Source organism: Alistipes sp. An54 (assembly GCF_002159375.1).
GTDB classification, from domain to species: Bacteria; Bacteroidota; Bacteroidia; order Bacteroidales; family Rikenellaceae; genus Alistipes; species Alistipes megaguti.
Genome location: NZ_NFIA01000008.1, coordinates 15906 through 39998, shown reverse-complemented (window position 1 = coordinate 39998; position 24093 = coordinate 15906). Strand labels below are relative to the sequence as shown.

Annotated in this window: 20 protein-coding genes and 1 pseudogene; 11 read left to right on the top strand and 10 right to left on the bottom strand. The window is 54.9% G+C overall.

Features of this window, described 5'->3' with window-relative positions; all coding sequences use genetic code 11:
• Positions 1-145 precede the first annotated feature (145 nt).
• A complete protein-coding gene (locus B5G09_RS08815) occupies positions 146-541 on the bottom strand; it encodes a hypothetical protein (RefSeq protein ID WP_087404904.1) in 396 nt (131 codons plus the stop codon).
• 281 nt (positions 542-822) lie between these two features.
• On the opposite strand from B5G09_RS08815, the gene B5G09_RS08810 reads away from it, so the two are divergent.
• From B5G09_RS08810 to B5G09_RS08760, 11 genes are all read left to right on the top strand, one after another.
• Positions 823-1149, top strand: coding sequence for a hypothetical protein (locus B5G09_RS08810; RefSeq protein ID WP_087404903.1), 327 nt, complete (start codon positions 823-825; stop codon positions 1147-1149).
• Between the two features lie 27 nt (positions 1150-1176).
• The gene (locus B5G09_RS08805) at positions 1177-2628 is read left to right on the top strand and encodes a DUF1735 domain-containing protein (RefSeq protein ID WP_087404902.1); all 1452 of its coding nucleotides are present in this window, start codon (positions 1177-1179) and stop codon (positions 2626-2628) included.
• 29 nt (positions 2629-2657) lie between these two features.
• Complete coding sequence (locus B5G09_RS08800) at positions 2658-4142, top strand: BACON domain-containing carbohydrate-binding protein (RefSeq protein WP_143256519.1); 1485 nt, start codon at positions 2658-2660, stop codon at positions 4140-4142.
• A gap of 285 nt (positions 4143-4427) precedes the next feature.
• Entirely contained in the window at positions 4428-5009 is a 582-nt protein-coding gene (locus B5G09_RS08795) for an RNA polymerase sigma-70 factor (RefSeq protein WP_087404900.1), read from the top strand.
• Positions 5010-5114: 105 nt separating this feature from the next.
• On the top strand, positions 5115-6059 hold the full coding sequence (locus B5G09_RS08790) for a FecR domain-containing protein (protein ID WP_241147620.1): 945 nt from the start codon (positions 5115-5117) through the stop codon (positions 6057-6059).
• Positions 6060-6261: 202 nt separating this feature from the next.
• A complete protein-coding gene (locus B5G09_RS08785) occupies positions 6262-9648 on the top strand; it encodes a TonB-dependent receptor (protein WP_087404898.1) in 3387 nt (1128 codons plus the stop codon).
• Positions 9649-9660: 12 nt separating this feature from the next.
• The gene (locus B5G09_RS08780) at positions 9661-11271 is read left to right on the top strand and encodes a SusD/RagB family nutrient-binding outer membrane lipoprotein (RefSeq protein ID WP_087404897.1); all 1611 of its coding nucleotides are present in this window, start codon (positions 9661-9663) and stop codon (positions 11269-11271) included.
• 21 nt (positions 11272-11292) lie between these two features.
• Complete coding sequence (locus tag B5G09_RS08775; protein ID WP_087404896.1) at positions 11293-12339, top strand: glycoside hydrolase family 18; 1047 nt, start codon at positions 11293-11295, stop codon at positions 12337-12339.
• 8 nt (positions 12340-12347) lie between these two features.
• A complete protein-coding gene (locus B5G09_RS08770) occupies positions 12348-13499 on the top strand; it encodes a DUF1735 and LamG domain-containing protein (RefSeq protein WP_087404895.1) in 1152 nt (383 codons plus the stop codon).
• Between the two features lie 33 nt (positions 13500-13532).
• Positions 13533-14969, top strand: a complete 1437-nt coding sequence (locus tag B5G09_RS08765) for a DUF1735 domain-containing protein (RefSeq protein WP_087404894.1) — start codon at positions 13533-13535, stop codon at positions 14967-14969.
• A 21-nt stretch (positions 14970-14990) separates the two neighbouring features.
• Positions 14991-16319, top strand: coding sequence for a DUF4989 domain-containing protein (locus B5G09_RS08760; RefSeq protein WP_087404893.1), 1329 nt, complete (start codon positions 14991-14993; stop codon positions 16317-16319).
• Positions 16320-16712: 393 nt separating this feature from the next.
• Here B5G09_RS08760 and B5G09_RS14360 read toward each other — a convergent pair whose 3' ends face one another.
• The 9 genes and pseudogenes from B5G09_RS14360 to B5G09_RS14355 form a co-directional block, all read right to left on the bottom strand.
• Positions 16713-17024: a sigma factor-like helix-turn-helix DNA-binding protein gene (locus B5G09_RS14360; RefSeq protein WP_087404892.1), complete on the bottom strand. Its 312-nt coding sequence runs from the start codon at positions 17022-17024 to the stop codon at positions 16713-16715.
• A gap of 445 nt (positions 17025-17469) precedes the next feature.
• Positions 17470-18600, bottom strand: coding sequence for an ATP-binding protein (locus B5G09_RS08750; RefSeq protein ID WP_087404891.1), 1131 nt, complete (start codon positions 18598-18600; stop codon positions 17470-17472).
• Positions 18601-18824: 224 nt separating this feature from the next.
• A complete protein-coding gene (locus B5G09_RS08745) occupies positions 18825-19454 on the bottom strand; it encodes a hypothetical protein (protein ID WP_087404890.1) in 630 nt (209 codons plus the stop codon).
• A gap of 20 nt (positions 19455-19474) precedes the next feature.
• Positions 19475-20436 (bottom strand): annotated as a pseudogene (locus B5G09_RS08740) (relaxase/mobilization nuclease domain-containing protein).
• Positions 20437-20642: 206 nt separating this feature from the next.
• Positions 20643-21596 (bottom strand): toprim domain-containing protein, encoded by a 954-nt coding sequence (locus tag B5G09_RS08730; RefSeq protein ID WP_087404889.1) that lies wholly within the window; start codon positions 21594-21596, stop codon positions 20643-20645.
• A 181-nt stretch (positions 21597-21777) separates the two neighbouring features.
• Positions 21778-22419 carry a hypothetical protein gene (locus tag B5G09_RS08725; protein WP_087404888.1) on the bottom strand — a complete coding sequence of 214 codons (642 nt, stop codon included), beginning with the start codon at positions 22417-22419 and terminating at the stop codon, positions 21778-21780.
• Complete coding sequence (locus B5G09_RS08720; protein ID WP_087404966.1) at positions 22409-22705, bottom strand: helix-turn-helix domain-containing protein; 297 nt, start codon at positions 22703-22705, stop codon at positions 22409-22411. The genes B5G09_RS08725 and B5G09_RS08720 overlap by 11 nt, the downstream gene beginning before the upstream one ends.
• A 214-nt stretch (positions 22706-22919) precedes the next feature.
• Positions 22920-23444 (bottom strand): hypothetical protein, encoded by a 525-nt coding sequence (locus B5G09_RS08715; RefSeq protein WP_206384435.1) that lies wholly within the window; start codon positions 23442-23444, stop codon positions 22920-22922.
• Entirely contained in the window at positions 23441-23653 is a 213-nt protein-coding gene (locus B5G09_RS14355; RefSeq protein ID WP_241147619.1) for a hypothetical protein, read from the bottom strand. Before B5G09_RS14355 ends, B5G09_RS08715 begins: the two co-directional genes overlap by 4 nt.
• Between the last annotated feature and the right edge of the window lie 440 nt (positions 23654-24093).

Genomic DNA, 24093 nt, shown 5'->3' with positions numbered 1-24093 from the left:
AACCTCATCCTAGCCCCCTCTATTCCCCGATTTAATATTCCCAAAATCGACTCAAGTATCAACATAAAATTCCATTTACTCATGCTCTAATTTTGAATATGGTAAAATTATCAGGATTATACGCTTAATTTTCAATCGGCAAACCCTAATACCACAAATAGACCTTCTTTTTAAGAAATGTAAATATATCTAGATATCGTTGCATAGTATGCCTTTCTCCTATTTTAACACTCTCATCATATAACATTTGGAGAAATAACATCTTCATTCTAATGGGCATATATCGACCAAACCCTGACAATTCCCACATTTTATCTAAAATCTGAAATTCATCATTCAGCCTTAGCTTTGCCCCTATTTTTACAAATTCTTGAATAGATTTTTTATAATTATCAGGCTCAACGTTATACCGCTTTTCATGATCGTTTCCGCTATTTATAGGAGCATCTTTTATAAATGATTCCAATCCAAAAAACGGAAAATCTTCTGGAATCGTATCTACACCAAACATCCCGCATACACACAAATCTCCCATGGACATTACTTAAGAGGTATCACGCTCATTATATTGACAATATATATACCCAGCATTACTCTTACAGAAATCTTTACATTGTAAGATTTTATACTGGAAATTAATATCTCTAAGAAGAAGGGAGGTATCTTGCCCGTCTTCTTTCATTTGAAGATATTGTTTAAGATTATCATGCAACTTGTCATTTATTTCATCGGGCAACTTAAACCCATAATAATTATCACATGACGACATTCGCCATATTACAGAAATCCAAAAGAAAACAGGAATATCATAAGGGACCTTCTATGTTTCATATCAACTTCGCCATTCCGCACTCCAACGAGTCGGGTTCGTCGTTCAAGCGCTGCTTCTGGGTAGGCTATTCGTTCTCCGACGAGCGCCGATTCGAAGGCAAACACGCCGAGCTGCGTGTTTGGAACCGCGTGCTGACCGAGGAGGAGATCAATACGGAGAACCACTTCTATCGCGTCGATCCCGAATCGGAGGGTTTGGTGGCCTACTGGAAACTCAACGACGGCGCCGGAACGGTGGGTAAGGACTATTCGTCCTATGCGCACGATCTGACGTTCGAGTTCGAACCGGAATGGGTCTCGGTGAATCTCCCCGAATAACAACCAATCGTAAAAACGATAACGACTATGAATACCATGAAATATGTGAACCGGATTCTTCTCTCCTCGGCCTGCTGCCTGGGCCTGGCGCTTGCATCCTGTTCGGAAGAGATAGAAACGAGCAAGAAGTTTGACGAGAGTTGTTTCGACGGGCTGTCGCGAGTCGACGGCATGCTCTCCGACGAATATACCTCGGACAAGGAGCGTCAGCTAACGCTGACCAACGACCGGATCGAGACATCCGTACGTTTTTCCCTGACGCAGCAGGCAGGCAAGGGTGTGGATGCCGTTGTGAAATACGACGCAGACTACCTGGAGACCTACAACCTCGAGCACGGGACGAGCTGCGAGCTCTTCCCCGAGACTGCTGTGGAGATCGCCGGCGAGGGCCGCGTGCTGCTTGCTCCGGACGACAAGCGTTCGGAATCGGTGACTGTGGCACTGACGGCTTTCGACGGGTTCGCTCCCGAGAAGGATTACCTGCTCCCGCTCTGTGTGGAGGTCGAGACCGAGGGTATTACGCTGTCCGAAAGCTCGCACCGCATGGTCTATCGTGTCAAGGATGGCCGCATGAATCTCAGCGCCGACAAGGGACCTGATGCCGTGAAGAACATCGTCTTCTTCGAGCTCGGCGATGCCAACCCGCTCAACGCCCTGGAGTTCCGTCTGCAGGAGAGCGGCAAGCTCTTCTTCGACTACGTGGTGCTCTTCGCCGGAAACATCAACTACGATCCGGCCGGAAACCGCGTCTACTTCTCGCGCAACAAGGAGGTTCAGTTCCTGCTCGACAACAACGAGGAGTATCTGCAGCCGCTGCGTGATGCCGGTATCAAGGTGATCATGGGCGTGTTGGGCAACCACGACGATGCGGGTCTGGCACAGCTCTCCGATCCTGCGGCGCGTGATTTTGCCGCCGAATTGGCTTCCTACTGCCGTACCTACGATCTGGATGGCGTTTGCTTCGACGACGAGTACTCGAATTACAATCCCGATACGAGCAATCCGCTCTTTACCCGTCCGTCGATGGCTGCTGCCGCACGTCTGCTCTATGAGACCAAGAAGGCAATGCCCGAGAAAACGGTCATGGTCTATTATCTGGGTAATATCACGCCCAGCCTTCCGGCTGTTGACGGCATCGATCCGGGCTATTTCGTCGATGTGGCCGTTGCCGATTACAGCACAATTAACCCCGGTGCTTCGCCGATGACGGGTATGCCGCTGAAGAACTGCGCCGGCGCCTCGATTGAGATGAATCTCCTGAAGGGTGACTGGACGACGGCTACGGCCCGCAAGCAGAAGGCGGCCGGATACGGACACTACATGTTCTTCTCGCTCAATCCGGACAACTATGCGATGCGCGGTCAGGTGACGATGGTGCGCAGTGTGGCTTCGGGACTCTACGACGAGACGCTGGACACGGTTTCCTATTATTACGAGAAGGAGAGCACCGAACGCAAGGCTTTGAGTCGTCCCCAGTAATTAAGAATCGTTAAAATCGGATTATCGCAATGAAAAAGATATTATTGGCAATCGTATGCATGGCGTCGGGTTTCTGGGGCTGCTCGGACAGCGATTCGGACAACCTGCAGCCGGCCGACAACATCTCCCTCTCGAAGGAGCTGATCTCGCTGGACTTCGAGGGCGGTACGGACGAGATCGTCGTGACGAGTTCGGGGGACTGGCGGATGTCGGGCTCCTCGACCTGGGCCCATCCCTCGGCTACGGAGGGAAAGTCGGGAGACACGATCGTCTTCACGATCGACCCCAACACGACCGACCGAAACCTTCAGTCGGAGTTCAAACTCTTCACGGGAAGCGCCGTGGCCCGTCTGACGGTGACCTGCGGCGAGGGCTATATATTGTCGCTGGATTCCGATGCTGCGGTTTCGGTACTCCAGGCCGGCGGTGAGTTCGCGGTGAAGCTGGCGACCAATATCCCGCAGGAGGAGTTGAACTATACGTTCTCGGACGGCGGAGATTCGTGGATCGGAGCTCCCGAATTCACGGATCTGTTTGGTGATCTGCTGATGACCTTTACCGCTTCGGAGAACACTGATTACTCGGACCGTGTCAGCACGCTGACCATCTCGGGACATGACCTGAGAGTCGAGGTTGCCGTTTCACAACACCAGCTTGACTATCTCAACGTAGTGGGTGAGACGGTCTTCGAATTCGAGTCGCTTGAAGCTACGTCGTTCTCGGTCGATGTGAAGGGCAATATCGAATACACGGTGACGACCCCCGACTGGATTACCTATGAGAAAGAGCCTTCGACCCGGGCTTTGACGACCGACCATCTGACCTTCCAGGTTTCGGAGAGCACGGAGACCAGAACGGGCTCTGTGGTGATCGCCGATGCCGACAAGCGGTTCGAGTTCACCCTTTCGGTGCGTCAGCTCACGCCGGGTGTACAGATGATTACCATCCCCGACAAGAACTTCCGTCAGCGGTTGAGCCAATACGGCTGGATCAAGATTGTCGATGAGGATTCGTCCGAGGTGATCCCCTATACGGAGGAAGAGGTCAAGCAGAACGACAAGTACTATTATTATATTCTCCGCTGCTCAGGAGCCGGTATCAAGTCGTTCGAGGGTGTTGAGAACTTCCCGTGGGTAACCCAGTGCAACATGGGCGACAACCCCGAACTGGAGTCGATCGATATCTCTGGCCTGGAGCAGGTGAAAACTGTAAATACGAGCAACGATACGATGCTTTCGATGATTAATCTGGGCTCGAATCCCTGCCAATTGTCACAAGGCGGACGGATCGGCATTTCGTCGATGACCATTATTGGTAGCGGAGTGACATCGATCAACCTGACGGCACGCTATATTTCCGGTGACCAGTTGAAGGAACTGGATGTAACGCAGTGTCCGAGCCTGACGTCTATTGACGGTATGGGGCGCGATCAGCTGACCACGATTTACATTACGGCCGAGCAGCAGGGTAAGATCACGCTGAGCAATACTTCGGCAAACTTCGTCGTGAAATAATCGGTACGATACGGCGATTGCTTCAGCAATTGCCTGATGGAGAGGGCTCGACCGCGTTCGGGCCCTCTTTTTTAGGGTCGTTGCGGCGTGTTGCCGGGAGTTGACCCCGTCCGGTCGGACCGCTTCGGACAAAGTGGAGCGCAGGCGCGGAAGAAATTTTTTATTCCAAAATTTTAATATATAACGGCTGAAATTTGATATATTTGCAATAAGAGTCCGGTTCCCGGGGGGGGGCGAAACTTGCCGGTCCCGGCTCCGGAATCCGACAGAAAACGCTATGCAGCGATGAGTGCCCAAGTGATAAACCGGTCCGAGTTTGAGCGTCTGTATGCTCAATACCACCCCCGTTTTGTAGTCATCGCGCAGCGCTATGTCCGCGATGCCATGGTAGCCGAGGATCTGGTGACCGACAGCTTCGTCTCCTTTTGGGAGAACCGTGAACGGCTCGATGGCGATACCAACCACGCTGCCTATCTGCTGACGATCGTCAAGAACAAGTGCCTGAACTGGCTCCATGCCCAGCAGTTGCACCTGCGGGTCGAGAAACAGCTGCAGGGTCAACAATATCGGATGGTTGCAGCCAATATCCTCTCCCTCGAGGCCTGCAATCCGACGGGGCTTTTCGCCGAAGAGGTGAAACGAATCGTCGAGCGGACCCTGGAGAACATGCCCGACCTGACGAGGCAGGTCTTTGAATCGAACCGGTTCAGCGACAAAACCTATGCCGAGATTGCCGAGGAACTGGGCATTTCGCAGCGGCGGGTAACCTCCGAGATGCAGCGGGCCCTGAGCCTGCTGCGCAAGGACCTCCGGGATTATCTTCCCTTCGCGTTCATCCTGCTTTACATCAGCGCCATGCGGGTGTAGAGAGGTGAAATAATTATTAAAAATATTTATTTTGAGCAAAAGCGCATTTCAACCTGTAAGGTCGGTGCGCTTATTTGTCATTATTTATGTATGGAAAAAGAAACTTTGCTTAAATTCCTGAAGTGTGAGACCTCGGCCGAGGAGGAGACCGCCGTGCTGGAGTGGCTCGAAGCCTCCCCCAGACACCGCGAGGAACTCAATGGCCTCGATGCCGCCTTCAGTGCGCTTGTGCTGCATGCTCCCGATGCCGCTACGACCCATCGCCGGCGTTTGTTCGGCAGCCGCCCGTGGGGTTTCCGCCGGGTATTGCGCTATGCAGGGGCCGTGGCTGCCATGCTGGTTCTGATGGCCGGCGGAAGCTGGCTCTTTGTCGCGCAGCAGGTCCGCAGTTTCTCGGAACGGATGAATTCGATCGAGGTTCCCGCGGGCCAGCGTATCAGCATGACTCTTCAGGACGGTACGAAAGTGTGGCTCAATGCCGGAACGACATTGACCTATCCGGCCGTCTTCTCGCATCGCGACCGCCGGGTGGTGGTATCCGGCGAGGCGATGTTCGATGTGGCACCCGATCGGGAACATCCCTTCATCGTCGAAACCTATGCCTGCGACATCGAGGTGTTGGGCACGAAGTTCAACGTGCGGGCCGAAGAGTCGGAGAATCTCTTCTCGGCTGCGCTCATGCGCGGCAATATCAAGGTTTCTAACCGACTCTCTTCGGGGGCCGGCGAGTTGATCTACATGAATCCCGACGACTGTGTGGATCTGGTAGACGGCCACCTGACTCTGAGCAGAATTGAGGATCCGGCGGAGTATCTCTGGCCCGAGGGGATCATCAACCTGCACAGCGCTTCGTTCGAAGAGCTGATCGACAAGTTCGAACGAGCATACGGCATTCGGATCGTCATCCAGCGCAAGGAGCTGCCGCGGATCCGCTGCCGGGGCAAGATCCACGTCTCGGAGGGTATCGACCACGCTCTGAACATCCTCCGGATGAATGCTGACTTCACCTACGAACACGATTACAACCGCAACGAAATCTATATTCGATGATTGTAAAAACCAAGTTACTAACCTAAACCGATTGTCTATGACTTAACCACCCCCATCTCTCCTATTTTCCCCGTGCAGTTGCGGACTTCTAAGTAAGAAAAAGAAAAGGACGGCCGACAGGGCAATGCCGACTGTCCCCAAGGATCGGGCCCGCACTCGTAAGCATCAGTAAATAACCTATTGATCCTTAATCAACAAGATTATGAATAAAAAAAGGATTCAGCAAATCAAACTGCTGATTGCCGCGTTTTTTGCCGTCGGCTTCCTGTCGCTTCCGGGAACGACTCTGGCACAGACCGCTCGCGTGACCGTCGACCTCAAGCAGGTTTCCCTCAAACAGGCCATGCATGAAATCGAGAAGCAAACCAACTATCTGTTCATCTACGACGAAGGTCTCGACCTGAACCGCTCCGTCAATGTCGAAGCCAAGGACAAGACGCTCGGCGAAGTCCTGACCGGACTCTTCAGCGATATGCCGGTCAGCTATACGGTCAACGGCACGAACATCGTGCTGTCGACCCGTCAGCAGGCCCCGAAGGCCGCCGACAACAAGCCGGTTTCGGTGCAGGGCGTTGTCCGCGACAGCAAGGGGCAGCCGGTGATCGGCGCCGCCGTGCTCGTCAAGGGCACGACCATCGGTACGAGCACCGACGTCAACGGTGCCTATGCGCTTCAAGTTCCCCCCCCCACGGCATCGGCTGTGTTAACTATCAACTATTTGGGCTACCAAACGGTCGAGGCGCCCGTAGGCAGCCGCACGCAGATCGACTTCACGCTCCAGGAGGAGTCGCAGCAGGTTGACGCCGTTGTGGTTACGGCCCTCGGTATTAAGCGTTCGGAGAAGGCCCTGTCGTACAACGTACAGCAGGTTTCGTCGGAAGACATCGTGGCCAACAAGGACGTCAACTTCATCAACTCGCTTTCGGGCAAGGTCGCCGGTGTGACGATCAATACCTCGTCGTCGGGTGTCGGCGGTGCTTCGAAAGTGGTGATGCGTGGTGAAAAGTCGATCCTGCAGTCGTCGAACGCCCTCTACGTGATCGACGGTGTGCCGATGTTTGCCCCGACGTCGAGCGCCGGTACGGAGTTCAACTCGCAGGGTACGTCGGAACCCATTGCCGATATCAACCCCGAGGACATCGAATCGATGTCGGTGCTGAACGGTGCCGCTGCTGCCGCCCTTTACGGCTCGGATGCCGCCAACGGCGCCATCATCATCACCACCAAGAAGGGTAAGGCCGGTACGCTGAACGTGACGGTTTCGAGCAACACGGAGGTTTCGATGCCGTTCGTGATGCCGCAGTTCCAGACCCGCTACGGTACGGGCGACCTCTCGTCGAGCGAAGGTTCCGTTTCGCGCAGCTGGGGCAGTCACCTCAATCAGTTCAACTACCGCGGCTACGACCCTGCCGACGACTATTTCCAGACGGGTGTGACCGGTACGGAGAGCGTCTCGCTGTCGACCGGTACGGAGCGCAACCAGACCTATTTCTCGGCTGCTACGGTCAATTCGCGCGGTATCGTGCCGAACAACAGCTACGACCGTTACAACTTCACGTTCCGCAATACGACGTCGTTCCTCAATGACCGTATCACGCTGGACGTGAGCGCTTCGTATGTCAAGCAGAAGGACCGCAACATGACCAACCAGGGTACCTACAACAACCCGTTGCTGGGTGCCTACCTCTTCCCGCGCGGAAACGCCTGGTCGGATATCGAGATGTACGAGCGTTATGATCCCGCCCGCAAACTCTATACGCAGTACTGGCCCGTGGGCGATGCCGGCATGACGATGCAGAACCCCTACTGGATCAACTACCGAAATCTCCGCGAAAACGACAAGGACCGTTACATGCTGAGCGCTCAGTTGTCGTATGACATCCTCGACTGGCTGAATGTTTCGGGCCGTCTGCGTATCGACAACTCGGTGAACGACTACACGGAGAAGTTCTACGCTTCGACCAACACGCAGCTGACCGAAAATTCGAACAACGGCCTCTACGGCATTACCCGTACGCGCGACCGTCAGACCTATGGCGACGTGATGCTGAACATCAACAAGACCTTCGGTGAGGAATGGTCGCTGCAGGCCAACTTCGGTGCCTCGATCTCGGACATGAAGTCCGACGGCCTGAAGGTCCGCGGCCCGATTGCCGACGGCTCGGAGCCGTTCGGCGACGAGAAGGTGGGCCTTGCCAACTTCTTCGCCGTACAAAACCTCTCGCCCAGCCGCACCGAACGTCTGCAGGAGGGTTGGCGCGAGCAGACCCAGTCGATCTTCCTCTCGGCCGAGGTCGGTTACAAGAACACCTACTTCCTGACGCTGACCGGCCGTAACGACTGGCCTTCGCAGCTGGCTGGCCCCCGTTCGAACACCTCGTCCTATTTCTATCCTTCGATCGGTGCTTCGGTCGTGTTGTCGCAGATCATTCCCAACATGCCCGAAAACCTCTCCTATGTGAAGATCCGCGGTTCGTACGCCTCGGTGGGCGTCGCCTTCGAACGTTACCTGGCCAACCCCCGTTACGAGTGGTCGAGCGACCTGCAGCAGTGGGCCAATACGACCCAGTACCCGATCGAGAATCTCAAGCCCGAGCGTACGAAGTCCTTCGAGGTCGGCCTGAACATGCGCTTCCTCAAGCACTTCGAACTCGATGTGACCTACTATAACGCCAAGACCGCCAACCAGACCTTTGACCCGAAGCTGCCCGTTTCGGGATGGTCGAAGATCTACCTCCAGACCGGTTCGGTCCGCAACCAGGGTGTCGAACTGGCTCTCGGCTACCGCAATACGTGGAACAAGTTCTCGTGGTCGTCGAACTACACCTTCTCGGCCAACCAGAACAAGATCCTTTCGCTCTCGGACAACGCCGTCAACCCCGTGACGGGCGAGACGCTGAATCTCTCGCTGCTGAACATGGGCGGCCTTGGCGACACGCGATTCCTTCTGAAGGAGGGCGGCACGATGGGCGACCTCTATTCGCTCGTCGATCTCAAGCGCGACAGCAACAACAACATCTATATCGATCAGAACGGCGAACTGGGCACTCAGAAACTGTCGTCGGACAAGTACATCAAGCTGGGATCGGTGCTTCCGGATGCCAACATGGCCTGGCGCAACGACTTCCGCTGGAACAACTTCAACTTCGGATTCATGGTGTCGGCCCGTCTGGGCGGCGTGGTCTTCTCGCGTACGCAGGCCATGCTCGATGACTACGGTGTGTCGGAGGCTTCGGCCGCAGCCCGCGACCGCGGCTATGTCCTGATCAATGGCAACGACCGGATCGCACCCCAGGAGTGGTACAATACGATCGGCGGTGGTAACTCCATTCCGCAGTACTACACCTATTCGGCTACGAACGTCCGGCTGCAGGAGGCCTCGATCGGCTACACGATTCCGCGTAAGGCGCTGCGTGGCGTCTGCGAGATCACTGTTTCGCTCGTGGGCCGCAACCTCTGGATGATCTACAACAAGGCCCCGTTCGATCCCGAGTCGATCGCTACGACGAGCAACTTCTATCAGGGTATCGATTACTTCATGATGCCCTCGCTGCGCAACATCGGATTCAACGTGCGACTCAAATTCTAAAGACTTACGACCATGAAACATACAATCAGCAAGTTATTCGCCGGAGTCCTGCTGCTCGGCACGGTCTCCTGTACGGCGAATTATCTGGATATCAACTCGAATCCCTATCAGCCGGGAGATCTGACTGCTGACGACTATGCCCTGGGGTCGGCGATGAACTCGCTGGCCAGCGGCGTGATCTCGTCGGATGTCAACACGGCTCAGTTTACCGATGCGCTGATGGGCGGTCCGCTGGCCGGCTACTTCGCTCCGGCAAAGGCCGACTGGAAGAACACCGTTGCGAACTACAACCCCACGGACGACTGGACGAACGTCTTCCTGAAGTCCGACAAGGTGATTCCGGTGATCTATACCAACCTGAGCATCATCTCGACTGTTTCGGAGCAGACCGGTTCGCCCGTGCCGATGGCCATCGCCAACATCATCAAGGTGGCTGCCATGCACCGCATTACCGATACCTACGGCCCGATTCCCTATTCGCAGATCGGTGCCGACGGAAGCATCAACACGCCCTATGATTCGGTGGAGAGCATCTATACGCAGTTCTTCCAGGAACTCGATGATGCAATTGCCACATTGAACGAGAATGCGGAGTACAAACTCGTCTCGACGGCCGACTATGTTTACTACGGCGACATCAAGAAGTGGATCCGTTTCGCCAACTCGCTGAAACTGCGTCTGGCCATCCGTATCGCCGGTGTCAGCCCCGATGTGGCCCGTCAGAAGGCTGAGGAGGCTGTCTCCGATCCCGGAGGCCTGATCGTCTCGAACGAGGACAATGCCGCCTGGCACTATTTCGGAAGTGTGACCAACCCGCTCTACACGGCCGTGAACTACAACCGCGTCTCCACGCACGATGACGGTACGTCTTGTGTCACTACGGGCGATACGCATGCTGCGGCCGACATCATCTGCTACATGAACGGCTACAACGACCCGCGTCGTGACAAGTTCTTTACCCGTTGCGAGTGGCCCGGCCATGATTTCGTGGGCCTGCGTCACGGTATTGTGATCCCCGAGCACTCTTCGGTAGGTCACAAGTATTCGGGCCCGAACTTCAAGGCCGACGATGCCCTGCAGTGGATGAATGCCGCCGAGGTGGCCTTCCTGCGCGCCGAAGGTGTTGCCGTTTATGGCTTCAATATGGGTGGCACGGCCTCCGACTTCTATGAGCAGGGCATACGTCTCTCGTTCGAGCAGTGGGGTGTCGAGGGTGCCGACACCTATCTGGCCCAGGAGGACGCCCTCCCCGAGATCTATGATGATCCGTCGGGCTCGAACGACTACAACGTCCAGCTGTCGACCCTTTCGGTGAAGTGGGAGGAGGGTAGCGTCGAGCAGATGCAGGAGCGCATCCTGATCCAGAAGTGGATTGCCAACTACCCGCTGGGTAACGAGGCCTGGGCCGACTACCGTCGTACGGGCTTCCCGCACCTGATCCCCGCTACGGCTGCCGGCAACATGAGCAACGGCGAAGTGGATTCCAACCGCGGCGCCCGCCGTATGCGCTACCCGCTGGACGAGTATGTCAGCAACGCTCAGAATGTACAGAATGCGGTCTCCACGCTGCTGGGCGGTCCCGACCTGATGTCGACCGACCTGTGGTGGGCCCGGAAAAACTAATCAAGGAAAAACGGACAGATTATGAAAAATATCATGAAAAAAGGCTTGTCCATCTCTGCGCTGCTGGCCGCATCGGCTCTCCTGGTGACGTCGTGCAGCGACTGGACCGAGTATGAAAGCCTCGATGTCAAGACCCCGTCGATGGATGAGGGGCTCTATGCCGACTATGTGGCCAACCTCAAGGCCTACAAGGCCGGGGCACACAAGGTCGTGATGGCGACCTTCGAGAACGCCGTGCAGGGCCCGACCCGCCAGGCTGAACGCCTTACGGTCCTGCCTGACAGTCTGGATTTCATCGCCCTGAACAACCCCGACAATCTCCATGCCGATTACCGTGCCGAGATCACCGAGGTCCGCAAGAAGGGTACGCGCGTAGGATATGTGATCGATTACAGCACCTTTGAATCCGAGTGGTCGGCCATGCTCAAGGAGGATGCTTCACTCACCGAAGAGCAGGCGTTGGCCTATATCTCCGAGCGGACTCAGTCGATGCTGGCCCTGAACGATACCTACGGCTATGACGGCCTGATCTTCAGCTTCAACGGACGCTCGATGGCGAGCATGACCGAGGCGGATCTGGCGCAGTATACGGCCCGTCAGGCTGCCTTCTTCGAGGCCGTTTCGTCATGGCGGACGGCTCATCCCGATGCCTTCTTCGCCTACAAGGGCCGCGCTCAGTATCTTGTCGAAGCCAGCAAACCGCTTCTGGCCGAATGCGACTATATCATTCTGGAGACCACCTCGGCCAACAATGCCTCTGACATGACCATTACGGCAAGTGCGGCGATCGGCAGCGGCAATACCCCCTCCGACCGCTTCGTCATCACGACCGAGACCACGCGTTACGATGACGAGGACAAAATCTACGGCTATTTCGGTTCGGTCGATGCATCGGGCAATTCCATCCGTTCGATCCAGGGTGGGGCCGTCTGGGTTGGTCAGCCGTCGGATTTCACCCGCGCCGGCATGCTGATTCTCAATGCCCAGTACGACTACTACGACAACACGCCGGTCTATTTCCACCTGCGTGAGGCTATCGACATCATGAATCCTTCACCCAAAAACTAATCTTCGCCATGAAATTCGATAAAGCAAAACTGATGCTCTTCCTGCTTGCCGGCCTGGCCTTTACGGGCTGCAAGAACGAGGATGCCGAAGAGCACCATTTCGGGAACAAACTGTATATCTCGTCCGCGGCCGTGACCGACGACCTGCTCATCCGCGACGACATTACCGAAGATTCGCGCACGATTTCGGCCCGCCTGGCTTTGCCGGCCGAGGAGAATGTGACCGTAACGTTCGAGTGTCGCCCGAACATGGCTGCGCAGTACAACATGATCTACGGCGACAATGCCGTGGGCATGCCCGAGCAGCACTTTGATATGCCCGAGAAGGTCATTACGATCGGACAGGGTGACGTGACGGGCAACGACCTGGTGGTGAACTTCCTCAATACGAACGAGCTCGACGGTGACCTGCGTTATGTGCTGCCGGTGACGATCTCCGATATCCGGGGTGTCGACCTGCTCGAGAGCTCGCGTACGGTCTTCTTCGTCTTCAAGGGTGCTGCGCTCATCAACGTCGTGGCCGACATTTCCGAGGTGGCCTTCCCGGTGAAGTGGTCCAGCTCGGTGAACGTCAACAGACTGCAGACGATCACCGTCGAGGCGCTGGTCCGTTCGAAGGACTGGGAGGCTGGACGTGACAACGCCCTGAGCTCCGTTTTCGGCATCGAGGGCTCGTTCCTCGTACGTATCGGCGATGCCGACCGTCCGCGCAACCAGCTCCAGCTGGTGAACCCCAACGGCAACTGGCCTTCGCCCAATGTCGCTCCGGGTCTTCCGGTCAACGAGTGGGTGCACATCGCCGTGGTTTGGGACGCCACCACCGGTGACCGCATCTACTATCAGAACGGTGAAGTCGTGGCTTCCGACAGCGGTGCCAGCGGAACCGTATCGCTGGGCAGCAACTGCTACGTGGGTTATTCGTATGACGATACCCGCTGGCTGCCGGGTGAGATCTCCGAGCTGCGCATTTGGAATGTCCAGCGTACCAAGGAGCAGATCGCTTCGAGCATGTACACCGTTGATCCGGCAACCCCCGGGCTGCTGGCCTACTGGAAATTCAACGAGGGAAGCGGCAACCAGATCATGGATGCCACCGGCAACGGCACGAACCTGACCGGTTCGGGCACGCCCAAGTGGGTGAACGTCGAACTTCCCGAATAACGAGATGTCAAACCGTAATAGAAAGAATCTGTCATGAATATCCGATATTTCAAATTCCGTCTGCTGGCTGTTGCAGCCGTTTTGGGTTGCACGGTTCTTGGAGCCGCCTGCTCCGATGAGATCGTGGCCGGGGATCCCGTCGATGAGGCACCCTATCAGACCATCTACGAGACGAACGGCTTTCTGCTCGACCAGCAGAGCAACCAATCGGTGGTGACAATTGCCCCGACCGGCAAGGAGTATACGGCAACGCTCGCCTTCGGTGTGACTCGGTCCGCTGCCGGGGCGATCTCTGCGACGGCGGCGCTCGACAAGGCTTGGCTCGATACCTACAACTCGGCCAATGAGACCGCCTATGTTCTCTATCCCGAGGCGCTTGTCTCGTTTGCCAACGGCGGCTCCTTCACCTTTGACGAAGAAGATGCGTCGCGCGCTACGGTCGACATGACGGTTGCGCCCTGCGATACGCTTCGTGCCGGTGTGACCTACGCCATCCCGGTGGCTGTTTCGGCCGAGGGCATCTCGCTCAAGGAGAATGCCAGCCACTGTCTCTACCTGATCAACGGAGACTCGGAACAGGCCGACAACTTCTTTAACTGCAACAAGGGCGATGACAAACCCAAAGCTTTCCTCTTCTTCGAGGTGAACGGCACCAACCCGCTCAATGCCCTCTCCTTCAGACTGGAGAATGGCAAGCTGTTGTGGGATGCCGTGGTGCTCTTCGCTGCCAACATCAACTGGGATGCCGCTGCCGGCCGTGCCTACGTGAACTGCAACCCGAACGTACAGTTCCTGCTCGACAACAACGAGACCTTCCTCCAGCCGCTGCGCAAACGCGGTATCAAGGTGCTGCTGGGTCTGCTGGGCAACCACGACCAGGCTGGTCTGGCTCAGCTCTCCGATATCGGTGCCCGAGACTTTGCTGCCGAGGTGGCCGAGTATGTTTACGCGTACAATCTGGACGGCGTGAATTACGATGACGAGTACTCCACGTCCCCCGACCTCTCGAATCCCTACTTCACGTCCCGTTCTAGTCAGGCTGCTGCTCGGTTGTGCTATGAGACCAAGAAGGTGATGCCTGACAAGTTGGTGACCGTCTTCGATTATGGTTCCATGTATGGTGTCGGTGAGGTTGACGGAGTGGATGCCGACGAGTGGATCGACGTGGTGGTTGCCAACTATGGCGGTTACTCTTCGCCCGTTGGTGACATGGGCTATGATAAATGTTCGGGTGTCTCCATCGAATTCAACCTGGGAATCAGCAGTCTGACGACGACCACGGCCCAGCGCATTCTCAGCAGCGGATACGGCTGGTTCATGGGCTTCGCTCTGGCTCCCGAGAACTTTGCGACCTCCTATTCCCGCCTGTCGGGTTGCGAGACGCTCTACGGTTCGCCGCTGCTCTATCCGACGACCTTCTACAAGAAGAACGATACGAAACCCTATGTCTATCCCGATGAACTCGAATAACCACCTAAAACGACTGTAAAAATGAAAAATATTTGGAAACAAACGCTTCTCTCCGTGTTGGCGCTCGGCGGTGTGCTGACGGGTTGCCGTGAGGACGAGGAGTTGAATCTCCCCGGATACCCCGAGAATCCGGTCGGCATCACCATTGCCGGTACGGAGGGCAATGCCTCGGAGGTGGTCGTCAAGGCCACTTATGAAGCGCAAACCGGTACACTGCTCTTTGATGGTGATCTGACTCGTACGTATGTCTTTTCGTTGTCTACACCGAGCCCCGAGGACGCGGTTTTCCGGATTGAACCCATCATCGAGAATATTCCTGAAGAGTTGGTGTCGATCAGTGAAACCGAACTCCGAATTCCGGCCGGTGATATTTCGGCCTCGGTTACTGTAGGATTGGTCGATGATGACCGCAGCTTCATGGACGGGGTTTACGATGCGCAGAACTACACGCTGGGCGTGCGGTTGGCCGGGGCCGAAGGTTCGAAACTGGTGCTTGCACAGAGTGAGGCCAAACTCTGTGTCGAGAAGGAAGCCTACACAATGGTTGCATCGGCCGTGGGCGAGGACGGCAGCCGTACGGCTCTGTTCGAGCGCTCGTGTCTGGATGGTGAGATCGTTACCGAAGATCCGATCAGCTACGAGTATAAGATCGTACTCGACAAACCGGCGCTGAACGACCTGACTTTCACGCTTCAGTCGACGGGTACCCCCGAGGATTACAAGTCGAGCGAGCACTTCTCGGCCGAGAAGGTGACGATCGCGGCTGGCGAGCTCGAGTCGGAACCCGTGACGTGGAGTGCCGAGGATGATTTCCTTGAGGGAAATGATGATCCGGCCTCCTATTCGATCGCACTGACGGCTGTTCTCGACTCCGAGGATTCATCGGTTGTCTTCTCCGAGGAAGAGGGGACCTGCCAGATTACGATTACCAAAACCTTCGATCGGCTTAAGTTCCAGAATGATCTGGATCCTTCGTGGGTCGAGTTCGATACGTCGAACTGGACGACGATTCCCGCTTCCATCGGAAACCAGATCTTCGACAATTCCAATCAGAGCTTTACGACGGAGACGACGGTGGTTATCGACATGCAGGAGACCAAGACTATTGCCGGGTTCCGCGTGGTCGGTTACTCGGGCTGGAGTTTCTATCTGCCCACTGTTTATTCGATCTCGATTTCGAATGACGGAGAAACGTGGGCTTCGCAGGGTCAGTTGACCAGTGATGAATCGCCTACGGATGTTCATTATGTCGGCCTGGTCCGCGAGGTTGAGGCCCGTTATGTCCGTTTTGAAGCCATTGAAGGCTGGAGCTGCTATCTGGCCGAGTTTAACATCTACGGCAAGAATTAAGATTGGTCCGTAAATCCGGTCTGGAGTGTCTGCTCCGACCTGGAGAAGTGAAGACGACGGAGATTTCCCGAAAGGGGAGTCTCCGTCGTCTTTTCGGAGTCGCCGATCGGTCGACGGCTGTCTCTGTTAAGATCTTGTGGCTGTGCGGCTCTTGCACTCCCGGCCGTACGGCCGGGAGCCATGTCGTGTCCGCTCTTCTGACTGTGTGGGGGGGGGTGTCGGCCGGAGTGCAGGCAAAAATCCCGCTGAACTTCTGTCCAACGGGAATGCTTGTGTCTCAGACCAACAAGACGCGAAGAACTGGACTGGCGAATCTCAGACTCTATCCGATTGTCAGAACCCGATATATGAAATACGGAGGGAAGGGGAGCAAGCATCACGGGCTTATGCCGGTTACATCCATAAGAGGCCGACAAGAATTCCCGTTAGATGGTCTTTCAAGGGTTTGCGGAGCAAAAAATTGGCCCGTTGGATCTCCGTGGTGACACGGCGGACGGTCAAATTCAATTTTTCGGCTATCTCCTGATAGGTCATATTGTCCTGTCGGCTTGCAAGGAAAACCCGGCGTGTCAGGGCTGGCATCCGGGACAACTCGCGCTGGTAGATCTCGATGATCTCCTCTTCGAAGAGTCTTTTGACCTGCTCCTCGTTGGAGAGGGTGTTGATACTGGACTCGAGACGCCATAACTTTCTTGTAGAGTTCATCCTGAGCTTTGAGCATCGATTTGCGTTTGCGCAGGTACGAGATACAGCGGGTCCGTACGTAATTGCAGAGATAGCCCTTGATGTTGAAGTCCAAGTCGAGATTCTCGCGGTGCTCCCACAGGTACATGAAACTGTCCGTCACGATGTCGGTTGCCATCTCACGACTACGCTATTGCTGCATTTCACGACTTTTGACAGCTCGAGGTTTAATTACATCTCCGTTTTACCAGTAATAGCCCCTATTATAATAGGGTATCCATATTGATAACCAGCTCCCAAGTTGGTATAATTGTTTGTCACCCAGAAAATATTGACTTGACAATTTTCCGAGCTTAACGTTCGATCGATCAATAATATTGAAAGCAGATCAGGCGATTGTTCGAAAATTCGTTTTCGCGAATATCCACCTGAAATGTATTAGTTATACAGCTCACGTTCCCTCCTTTTATATTCCTAATTCACGTTTTAACCATACCACCATAATGGGATCTGGAATCACAACCTGGCGTTTCTCGATCTCAATAAGTTCTTTCTTGACCAAAGCCCGTTTTACAATACTAACATTAGCAGACGAACCGAGCTGATATTTATGCAGGACCTCCTGTGTGGTAAACTCACTGTGAATACCATCTATAATGGCCCGCAGGAAATTCATTTGATAGGTTGTCAGGCTCTCGGTCTGCTTCTCAAATAACGGAGTATTCTGGTCTATGATATCCTGATATGCGGCTTCGAGATCTTGTTCTGTTGCAACTCTATCCGTATGAATCCATACTAACCATGCCAACTGCTGTACATACGAAGAATGATTATCCACTCTTTGGCAAATCTTCTCAGCCAATTCTTCAGAGATTTGCTTGCCAGTAACTTCAAACCGTCTGCAAATATATTCTATCCAATCTCGCGTACCGATCTTTGACAGATAAACTGCATCTCCAAATTTATAGAACGGGTAACTCTTTTTTTCAAACAGCTCATTCATTAGATGTTTCTTACTCCCGAAAAGACAATAGGATACAGATTTCTGCAATTGCCAAACCGAGCGCAAGCGCTTCTGAAAAGTTTTGGAATCCTTAAACTCTGCAATCTGTTGGAATTCATCAATACAGACAACGATATTGAACCCTTTCTTTTGAGCTATTTTCTCGGGGAGCTGCAGGATTTCATCGATGTCGTTGCTTTTGGGATTTATTTCAAGCGATATGGAAAAATCTGTCATAGTGTCAGGCCCGATTGAGATTTTTGGAGTAATACGGGCCAAGAACAGTTTGGCATTTTCGACCCATTCCTCTAATTTTGAGGAGGTTTGTTTAAGAATTGCAGAAGCGAATGCATTATAGAAATCCTTGTCGCTCCGGCAAGAAAAAATATCAAGATATACAACCTTCAACTGATCGGATTGTACCAGACGACATACTTTCTGCACCAAAGAGGTCTTACCCCAACGGCGAGGAGAAATAAGTACGGTATTGACACCATGACGAAAATTCAACAACAAACGTTCCGTCTCTTTTTCTCGATCAGTAAAGTTATCTCCCGATGTTGCAACACCGAATGTGAAAGGTTTATTTTCCATGTGTACGCAAATTTTATTCTGAAGCAAAAATAAGAAATATTATTATTACTAATAATTTTATTACTAATAAAAAAGTTACTTTTTATCCATTTACAATAAATATTCGCTTGGTAGCGACAAGCCAAAGCTGCCGGATGGACTTTGCGCAAGGTTTGCCGGTGGCAACTCGTTCTGACCTTGCGCGGTCCGTCCGGCGGCATCTCTTTGCGGCAGAAAGGGAAGGGCTACTTGTTTTTAAGTTTGGCGGCGTCGCGTTTGAGTTGCTCCGCCTCTTGGGCTTTCAGCCGTGCCTGCTCGTCGAGGGCCGCCCTTCTGCGTACCAGCCGTTCGTACTCCACGATATCCTTCCGCATCGAATCAATACGCCGCTGATCCCGCTCAGTCTCGAACAACTCCTCCAACTCCGACAGCCGTTTCGGCGACGCCTCGCCCTTCATCAGCACATAGCGATACTTCAGATCATTGTCATACCGGCCGCGGTCGGGGCGCCAGTCTAAATAGAGCCCGACAGACTGCACCGCAATCACGACAAACATCGACATGAAGAGCCAAAAGTTGCGGGTTGCGTCCAGTGAGAACGAGAAACAGTGCTGCACCATCCGCGGCGGCAGCTCCTCGGGAATCTCCATCCCGGCCACTTTCTCGTCGATCTCCGCGATCTGCGTTCCGAGGTCTTCGCGAATCTGCTCCTGCCGCTCGGAGATTGTTTGAAGCAACCGCATGATCGCGTTCGTATCAACGGTTGTTGCCGGCTGTGATCGGGCCTCGGCCAACTCCGTGCGGAGCGTCTTGATCAGGGCCTCCTTCAACTCTTCGTACATCTCGAAGGAGAGCTCTAGGGTGTTCTCTTTCATCTTTTCGTATTTTAGGTTTGTTATCCGATTTTGCGGGAGCGTGCCTCCATGCGGCGCTTGCGCTCCATCAAGGCTACGGCCATCGCCTCGGCCGCCTTGTTGATCAATGCCGTGATGCGGGCGATATGCTCCTCGGGGCTCTCACCCTCACGTCGCTGCATCATCTCGGGTGAAAGGGCAAATGGCGAGTCGAACGGTGGCAGTGGAATCGACCCGGCACTGCCGAGCGACACCGATCCTGCGCCATGGTTTCCGCCTCCTCCAGCGCCTCCCGTTGCGGAGAAGGGGCGCCCGCCTCCGAACAGACCTGCAAAAGCAACCCGGAAGCTCCCGGCTGCCGCCTTGAGTCCTGACATCAGGGTCGTTTGTCGCTGTTGCACCTGGCCGAAGTGGCGATCCAGCTTCGAGAAACTGAAGGCCCGGTCGACCTTCGAGCCAGAAAATTCCAGCCCGTTTTTCGAGAACAGAATGCCCTGCTTTTGATTGGTAGAACCGCAATACTTGTAGCGGACATTGATACCCTGTTCCTTTAATCTCCCTTCCAGTTCGTTCCAGTTCCTGCACTTGGGTAGGCATTCCTTGATCGCATCGTAGATCTCGTACCGGGTCCGGTCGGGCTCACGAAGCCGCTCCCGCCGGACGGCTCCTTGCCCGGAGCCAGATGCAACCCGAAACGTTCGGTCAACTCGCGACAGACCTTCGCATTGCGGAGCTTGATGTTGCGGTCGGGAATGGTCGACCCGTGATCACCTACGCGATTGTAGACCAGATGGCAATGGGGCTGGGGCTGGTCGAGGTGCCGCACCAAAAGGTATTGCGTATCGGTGATACCCATCTTCTGCATGTATTCCTTTGCAATCTGTGTCATCCGTTCGTCGGTGAGCTTCGGGGCATCCTCCGGCGAGAACGACAGGGAGATATGTCCGACGTTCTGCCGCAGACGGGGATTGAGGCGTGCCTGATCCTCGAAATCCTCGACCATCTCCCGCACGAGCCAGGGCGCGGAGCTTGAAGTTACAGGCGGTGTTGCACCGTAGGGTGATGCGGTATTCCTGTTTTCGGGCGCGTCCCAAAGGCGGACGGCCCCCTTTCTTCGGTGTGTTCATGGATTGGAATTTTTGAGTTGAGACCATCGGGATAGGGCCTTGCGGTCGGTTTTTGGCTGACAAAAACACAAACTTGCCTCCCTTAAACCTTCATTCCTCCCTTGGGGCGTAATTGTGGTTTTCGGGATTCAGTCTTTGCCTCTTCCGAATCATCCCGAAGCCGTCTGCGGGCGATCCAAAAGTCGTTGAGATCCTTGTAATCTCGATAGAGTTGCGCGTGGTCGATCACCTGGCTGCGTGGACACCGACGGGTCAGTTCGGCGAGGGTGCGATGTCCCGCTTCGTCGTTGTCCAGAAAGGCATGGATCGTCGGATGCCGTTCGAGGAGAGGGAGCGCCCTCGGCAGGTTGACCACCGAGTTCAGCATCGCGGCGTCGATCCCGAACGGTGCGGGGTGCTTTATCGAGAAGCAGGAGAGGAAGTCCATGAACCCCTCGAAGACAATCACCTTGTCGGACTGGTGATCGAAGGTCGTTATCTGTTTGGGTGAAGAGCTCCCCTTGAAGCGTTCGGATCGCAGCTCCCAGCCTCCGCAGTCATTCCGGAAGCCGATGGCGAAAAAGCAACGGCTGCGGACCTGATAGCGCACCTCCCGACAATACGCCGATGCAATCCCGGGCACAATGCCGCGCGAGGCAAGGTACCCGAGCAGGGCCGGATGGCGCAGCGGTGCATCCGAGAGGATGCGGAGCGCCGGTTGGGAATTCGGGCTCTCGGTCGGCACGGCATAGCGCTCGCAGATACGGGCGGCCAGGAGGCTGACGGTCCCTTCGGCCGCGTGTTGCAGGTGTTCGAAGGCTTCGCTGCGGCTGCATCGCTCCAGGCGCATGATGAGTGCGAGGAGCGTGCCGCCCTCACCAATCCCGAAGTCATACCAGAGATCCTTCTGGTAGTTCACCTTGAAGCTCGGCGTGCGCTCCTCGCGCAGGGGCGAGAGATACATGCCGTAGCCGTTTCGTTCGTACCGGGGCAGAATGCCGCGGCGGGCAAGATATTCCCGGATGGGGATCCGGGGCGAATATGGGGTGGTATTCATCTTTCCGTAAGTTTGTTGAGAAATCCGCGTAAAACGCAGTGAAAGAAAAGGTTGTCGCCTTACAACGTTCTTACACGGCAGGTGGCCCGTAAGTCCGTAAGCGTTGTAAAATTTTGCAAGAGGATTTGTAAGAAATGTAAGAAACAGAGAATAAGCCGAATATCCTTCGCTTCCAACAATCTTACAGGCCGGAGACGTCGTTCAGCAGTTCATCAAGCAGTTTCCGTGTGACGGTATAGATTCGTGCCGTCTTGCTCTCCTCGCGGGTCGAGAGCGTGCGTTGTTGCAGAAAGAACAGCAGCCCCGGGATTTCAGTCTGCATCCGGGCAAGCAGCTGCTGGTCGTCGTGCGTCAGTGGCGGGATACGCCGTACCCAGTAGCGGGTCTCCGCCGCCTCGATCAGCACGGGACTGCGCTCGCTGGAGACCAGCAGCAGAACGGGCAGCCGCTGCAGGGGCCGCAGGTAGAGCAGCTGCAGATAGTCATACCCTATCTCGACCTGCTCGCCGAAGATGTGCGACAGAAAGCCGCGGATGTGCGGGAAATCCCCTTCGGCCGGCTGGAAGGGAATCGGCTCGTAGCGGTTCAGGAAGCCGTGGATCTCCCGCAGGTAGTTCGTGTGGTCGGGAACCGTGCAGAATCCGTCGTACTTCGGAATGCGGGCCAGGTAATCCTTTCCGAAATCCTGGCGCAGGGTCTCGACATTCCACGCCAGTAGGGTCTCGATGCTCCGGCCGCTGCTCAACGGCTGCTGAACCCGCTTGTAGATGGTCGTCTCCACGCGCAGATAGGCCGTGCCGGTCTCCTCTCGTTTAGCGGTCATGGGGACCTATTTGTTGCACATCCGCCACACGATAACGACGCTGCCCGCCATACTCCACGGGGACAAGATAGCCGCTCTTTGCCCAGCGCCAAAGCGTAGAGGAGTCGACACCCAACAAGGCAACGATCTGCTTGCGCGTGTACAGTTCGCCCGTTTGCGGCAAGGCTGGTGAGACCGAGGGCGACGGGACGGCCGCTGTCAACTCCCGATGCCATTGCCGGAGATCCTCCAGACGGACGGTGACATGCACGTCACCGCCCATTTCATACAATTGTTTCAGGTCCATAACTCGATCTTTTATCGAACCCAACAGCAGGTTCGGCAGCGAATATAGCAGGTGCCTCCCCTGCACCTGTTTTTGCAATCAAATCACCGCCGTTGCACCGGAAAACAATTTCATAAATAGCTATTTTACAGGCTATTGCAATCACACACAATCCAAACAAAAAATCCCTGCACCTCATCGGTGCAGGGAATATCGACAGAGAAAGATTCCGCTCCTATTGTTGGATATACTCAATGCCGTAACCGATCCGATCGCCCCGGAGCCGAACCTGAGGAACCGACTCTGGAATCGCTGCCATGCAGGCCAGATAAAGCAGCCGACGCCGTAAAATCAACCGATTCGATTCATCAAGGGCCTCGCCCAGAATTTGATCCGTATAGGTATAGACCGTCGAAAGTGCATTTTCGAGAATTTGTGTCTCCAGGGCCGGATCGCCGGGAATCACTTCGGAGATCGCGACGGTCGAATCCAAGCTCTTCTCATCCGTCGCATCGACTGCGGGTTCCGGATTCTCTTTCACGGTAGAGATCTCCTCCGGGTTGGGCTGCTCACGACGGAAACGACGGAAGAAACGCTCCGAGAGGTCCGCCGAAGTACCCAGACTGAAATAGTAGAGTCCTGCCACGCAAAGCCCCACGGGAACAAGCAACACAAAGGCCATCCAAAACGGGAAGCCCCGCGAAACCATGACGCAGAATAACACGATGAGGAAAAAGATAAGGACACTCGCCACAATCAAACGAACGCCGCATCGATCAACGGCACCGAGACCGTCACCACCCGGTCGTCACGGGTTTTGCGGGGAACATATTCAATGTAGTCCCCGATGATATTGGCATAGGTCATCTTGTAAAGCTCGCTCACCCGGCAGCCGATCATGCACTGAAAGACAAAGATATCGCGCTGCGTCGCCAGTTGCTTGTCATCTCCCATATCCGCCTCGGCCAACTGTTTCCGCTCCTCGGTCGTAATATAGACCGGCGTGCCGTAAACGATCTCCGCGATCTTATACTGCTTGAACGGATCGTCCGACGGATCAACTTTTCAAGCCACTCCCGCGTAACGGTCGATTTATCATCGGTTGTCTCAATCGTGTGCTCGATCACGTCGACCAGCTCTTTCAGTTTCGCCCGCTTGGACAGCAGAGCGTTCCGCTCCTCGCCCGGGATATTCGGAACGTTGATGTCGTTCTTCTTGCCCCAGCGTTTGCGGTCGATCCAGATGCCCGACGGTACACGCAAACGCAGTTCCCGCGAAATGTAAACCCGAAAATTGACCTGAGACTCCCCGGCACTGTTCGCTCCCTGAGCCAATACATACGTGACTTTTGCCATAGACTCACCATTTGATGCTTTGCAAGTATATGATTGATATTTGAATACAGCAAC

Excerpts from the sequence above, each read along its gene's own strand:
- B5G09_RS08795 (WP_087404900.1), top strand. The coding sequence starts at position 4,428 with ATGAGTGCCCAAGTGATAAACCGGTCCGAGTTTGAGCGTCTGTATGCT.
- B5G09_RS08770 (WP_087404895.1), top strand. The coding sequence starts at position 12,348 with ATGAAATTCGATAAAGCAAAACTGATGCTCTTCCTGCTTGCCGGCCTG.
- B5G09_RS08720 (WP_087404966.1), bottom strand. The coding sequence starts at position 22,705 with ATGGACCTGAAACAATTGTATGAAATGGGCGGTGACGTGCATGTCACC.
- B5G09_RS08760 (WP_087404893.1), top strand. The coding sequence starts at position 14,991 with ATGAAAAATATTTGGAAACAAACGCTTCTCTCCGTGTTGGCGCTCGGC.
- B5G09_RS08785 (WP_087404898.1), top strand. The coding sequence starts at position 6,262 with ATGAATAAAAAAAGGATTCAGCAAATCAAACTGCTGATTGCCGCGTTT.
- B5G09_RS08765 (WP_087404894.1), top strand. The coding sequence starts at position 13,533 with ATGAATATCCGATATTTCAAATTCCGTCTGCTGGCTGTTGCAGCCGTT.
- B5G09_RS08805 (WP_087404902.1), top strand. The coding sequence starts at position 1,177 with ATGAATACCATGAAATATGTGAACCGGATTCTTCTCTCCTCGGCCTGC.
- B5G09_RS08810 (WP_087404903.1), top strand. The coding sequence starts at position 823 with ATGTTTCATATCAACTTCGCCATTCCGCACTCCAACGAGTCGGGTTCG.
- B5G09_RS14360 (WP_087404892.1), bottom strand. The coding sequence starts at position 17,024 with ATGAACTCTACAAGAAAGTTATGGCGTCTCGAGTCCAGTATCAACACC.
- B5G09_RS08780 (WP_087404897.1), top strand. The coding sequence starts at position 9,661 with ATGAAACATACAATCAGCAAGTTATTCGCCGGAGTCCTGCTGCTCGGC.
- B5G09_RS08745 (WP_087404890.1), bottom strand. The coding sequence starts at position 19,454 with ATGAAAGAGAACACCCTAGAGCTCTCCTTCGAGATGTACGAAGAGTTG.
- B5G09_RS08800 (WP_143256519.1), top strand. The coding sequence starts at position 2,658 with ATGAAAAAGATATTATTGGCAATCGTATGCATGGCGTCGGGTTTCTGG.
- B5G09_RS08775 (WP_087404896.1), top strand. The coding sequence starts at position 11,293 with ATGAAAAATATCATGAAAAAAGGCTTGTCCATCTCTGCGCTGCTGGCC.
- B5G09_RS08730 (WP_087404889.1), bottom strand. The coding sequence starts at position 21,596 with ATGAATACCACCCCATATTCGCCCCGGATCCCCATCCGGGAATATCTT.
- B5G09_RS08725 (WP_087404888.1), bottom strand. The coding sequence starts at position 22,419 with ATGACCGCTAAACGAGAGGAGACCGGCACGGCCTATCTGCGCGTGGAG.
- B5G09_RS08750 (WP_087404891.1), bottom strand. The coding sequence starts at position 18,600 with ATGGAAAATAAACCTTTCACATTCGGTGTTGCAACATCGGGAGATAAC.
- B5G09_RS08815 (WP_087404904.1), bottom strand. The coding sequence starts at position 541 with ATGTCCATGGGAGATTTGTGTGTATGCGGGATGTTTGGTGTAGATACG.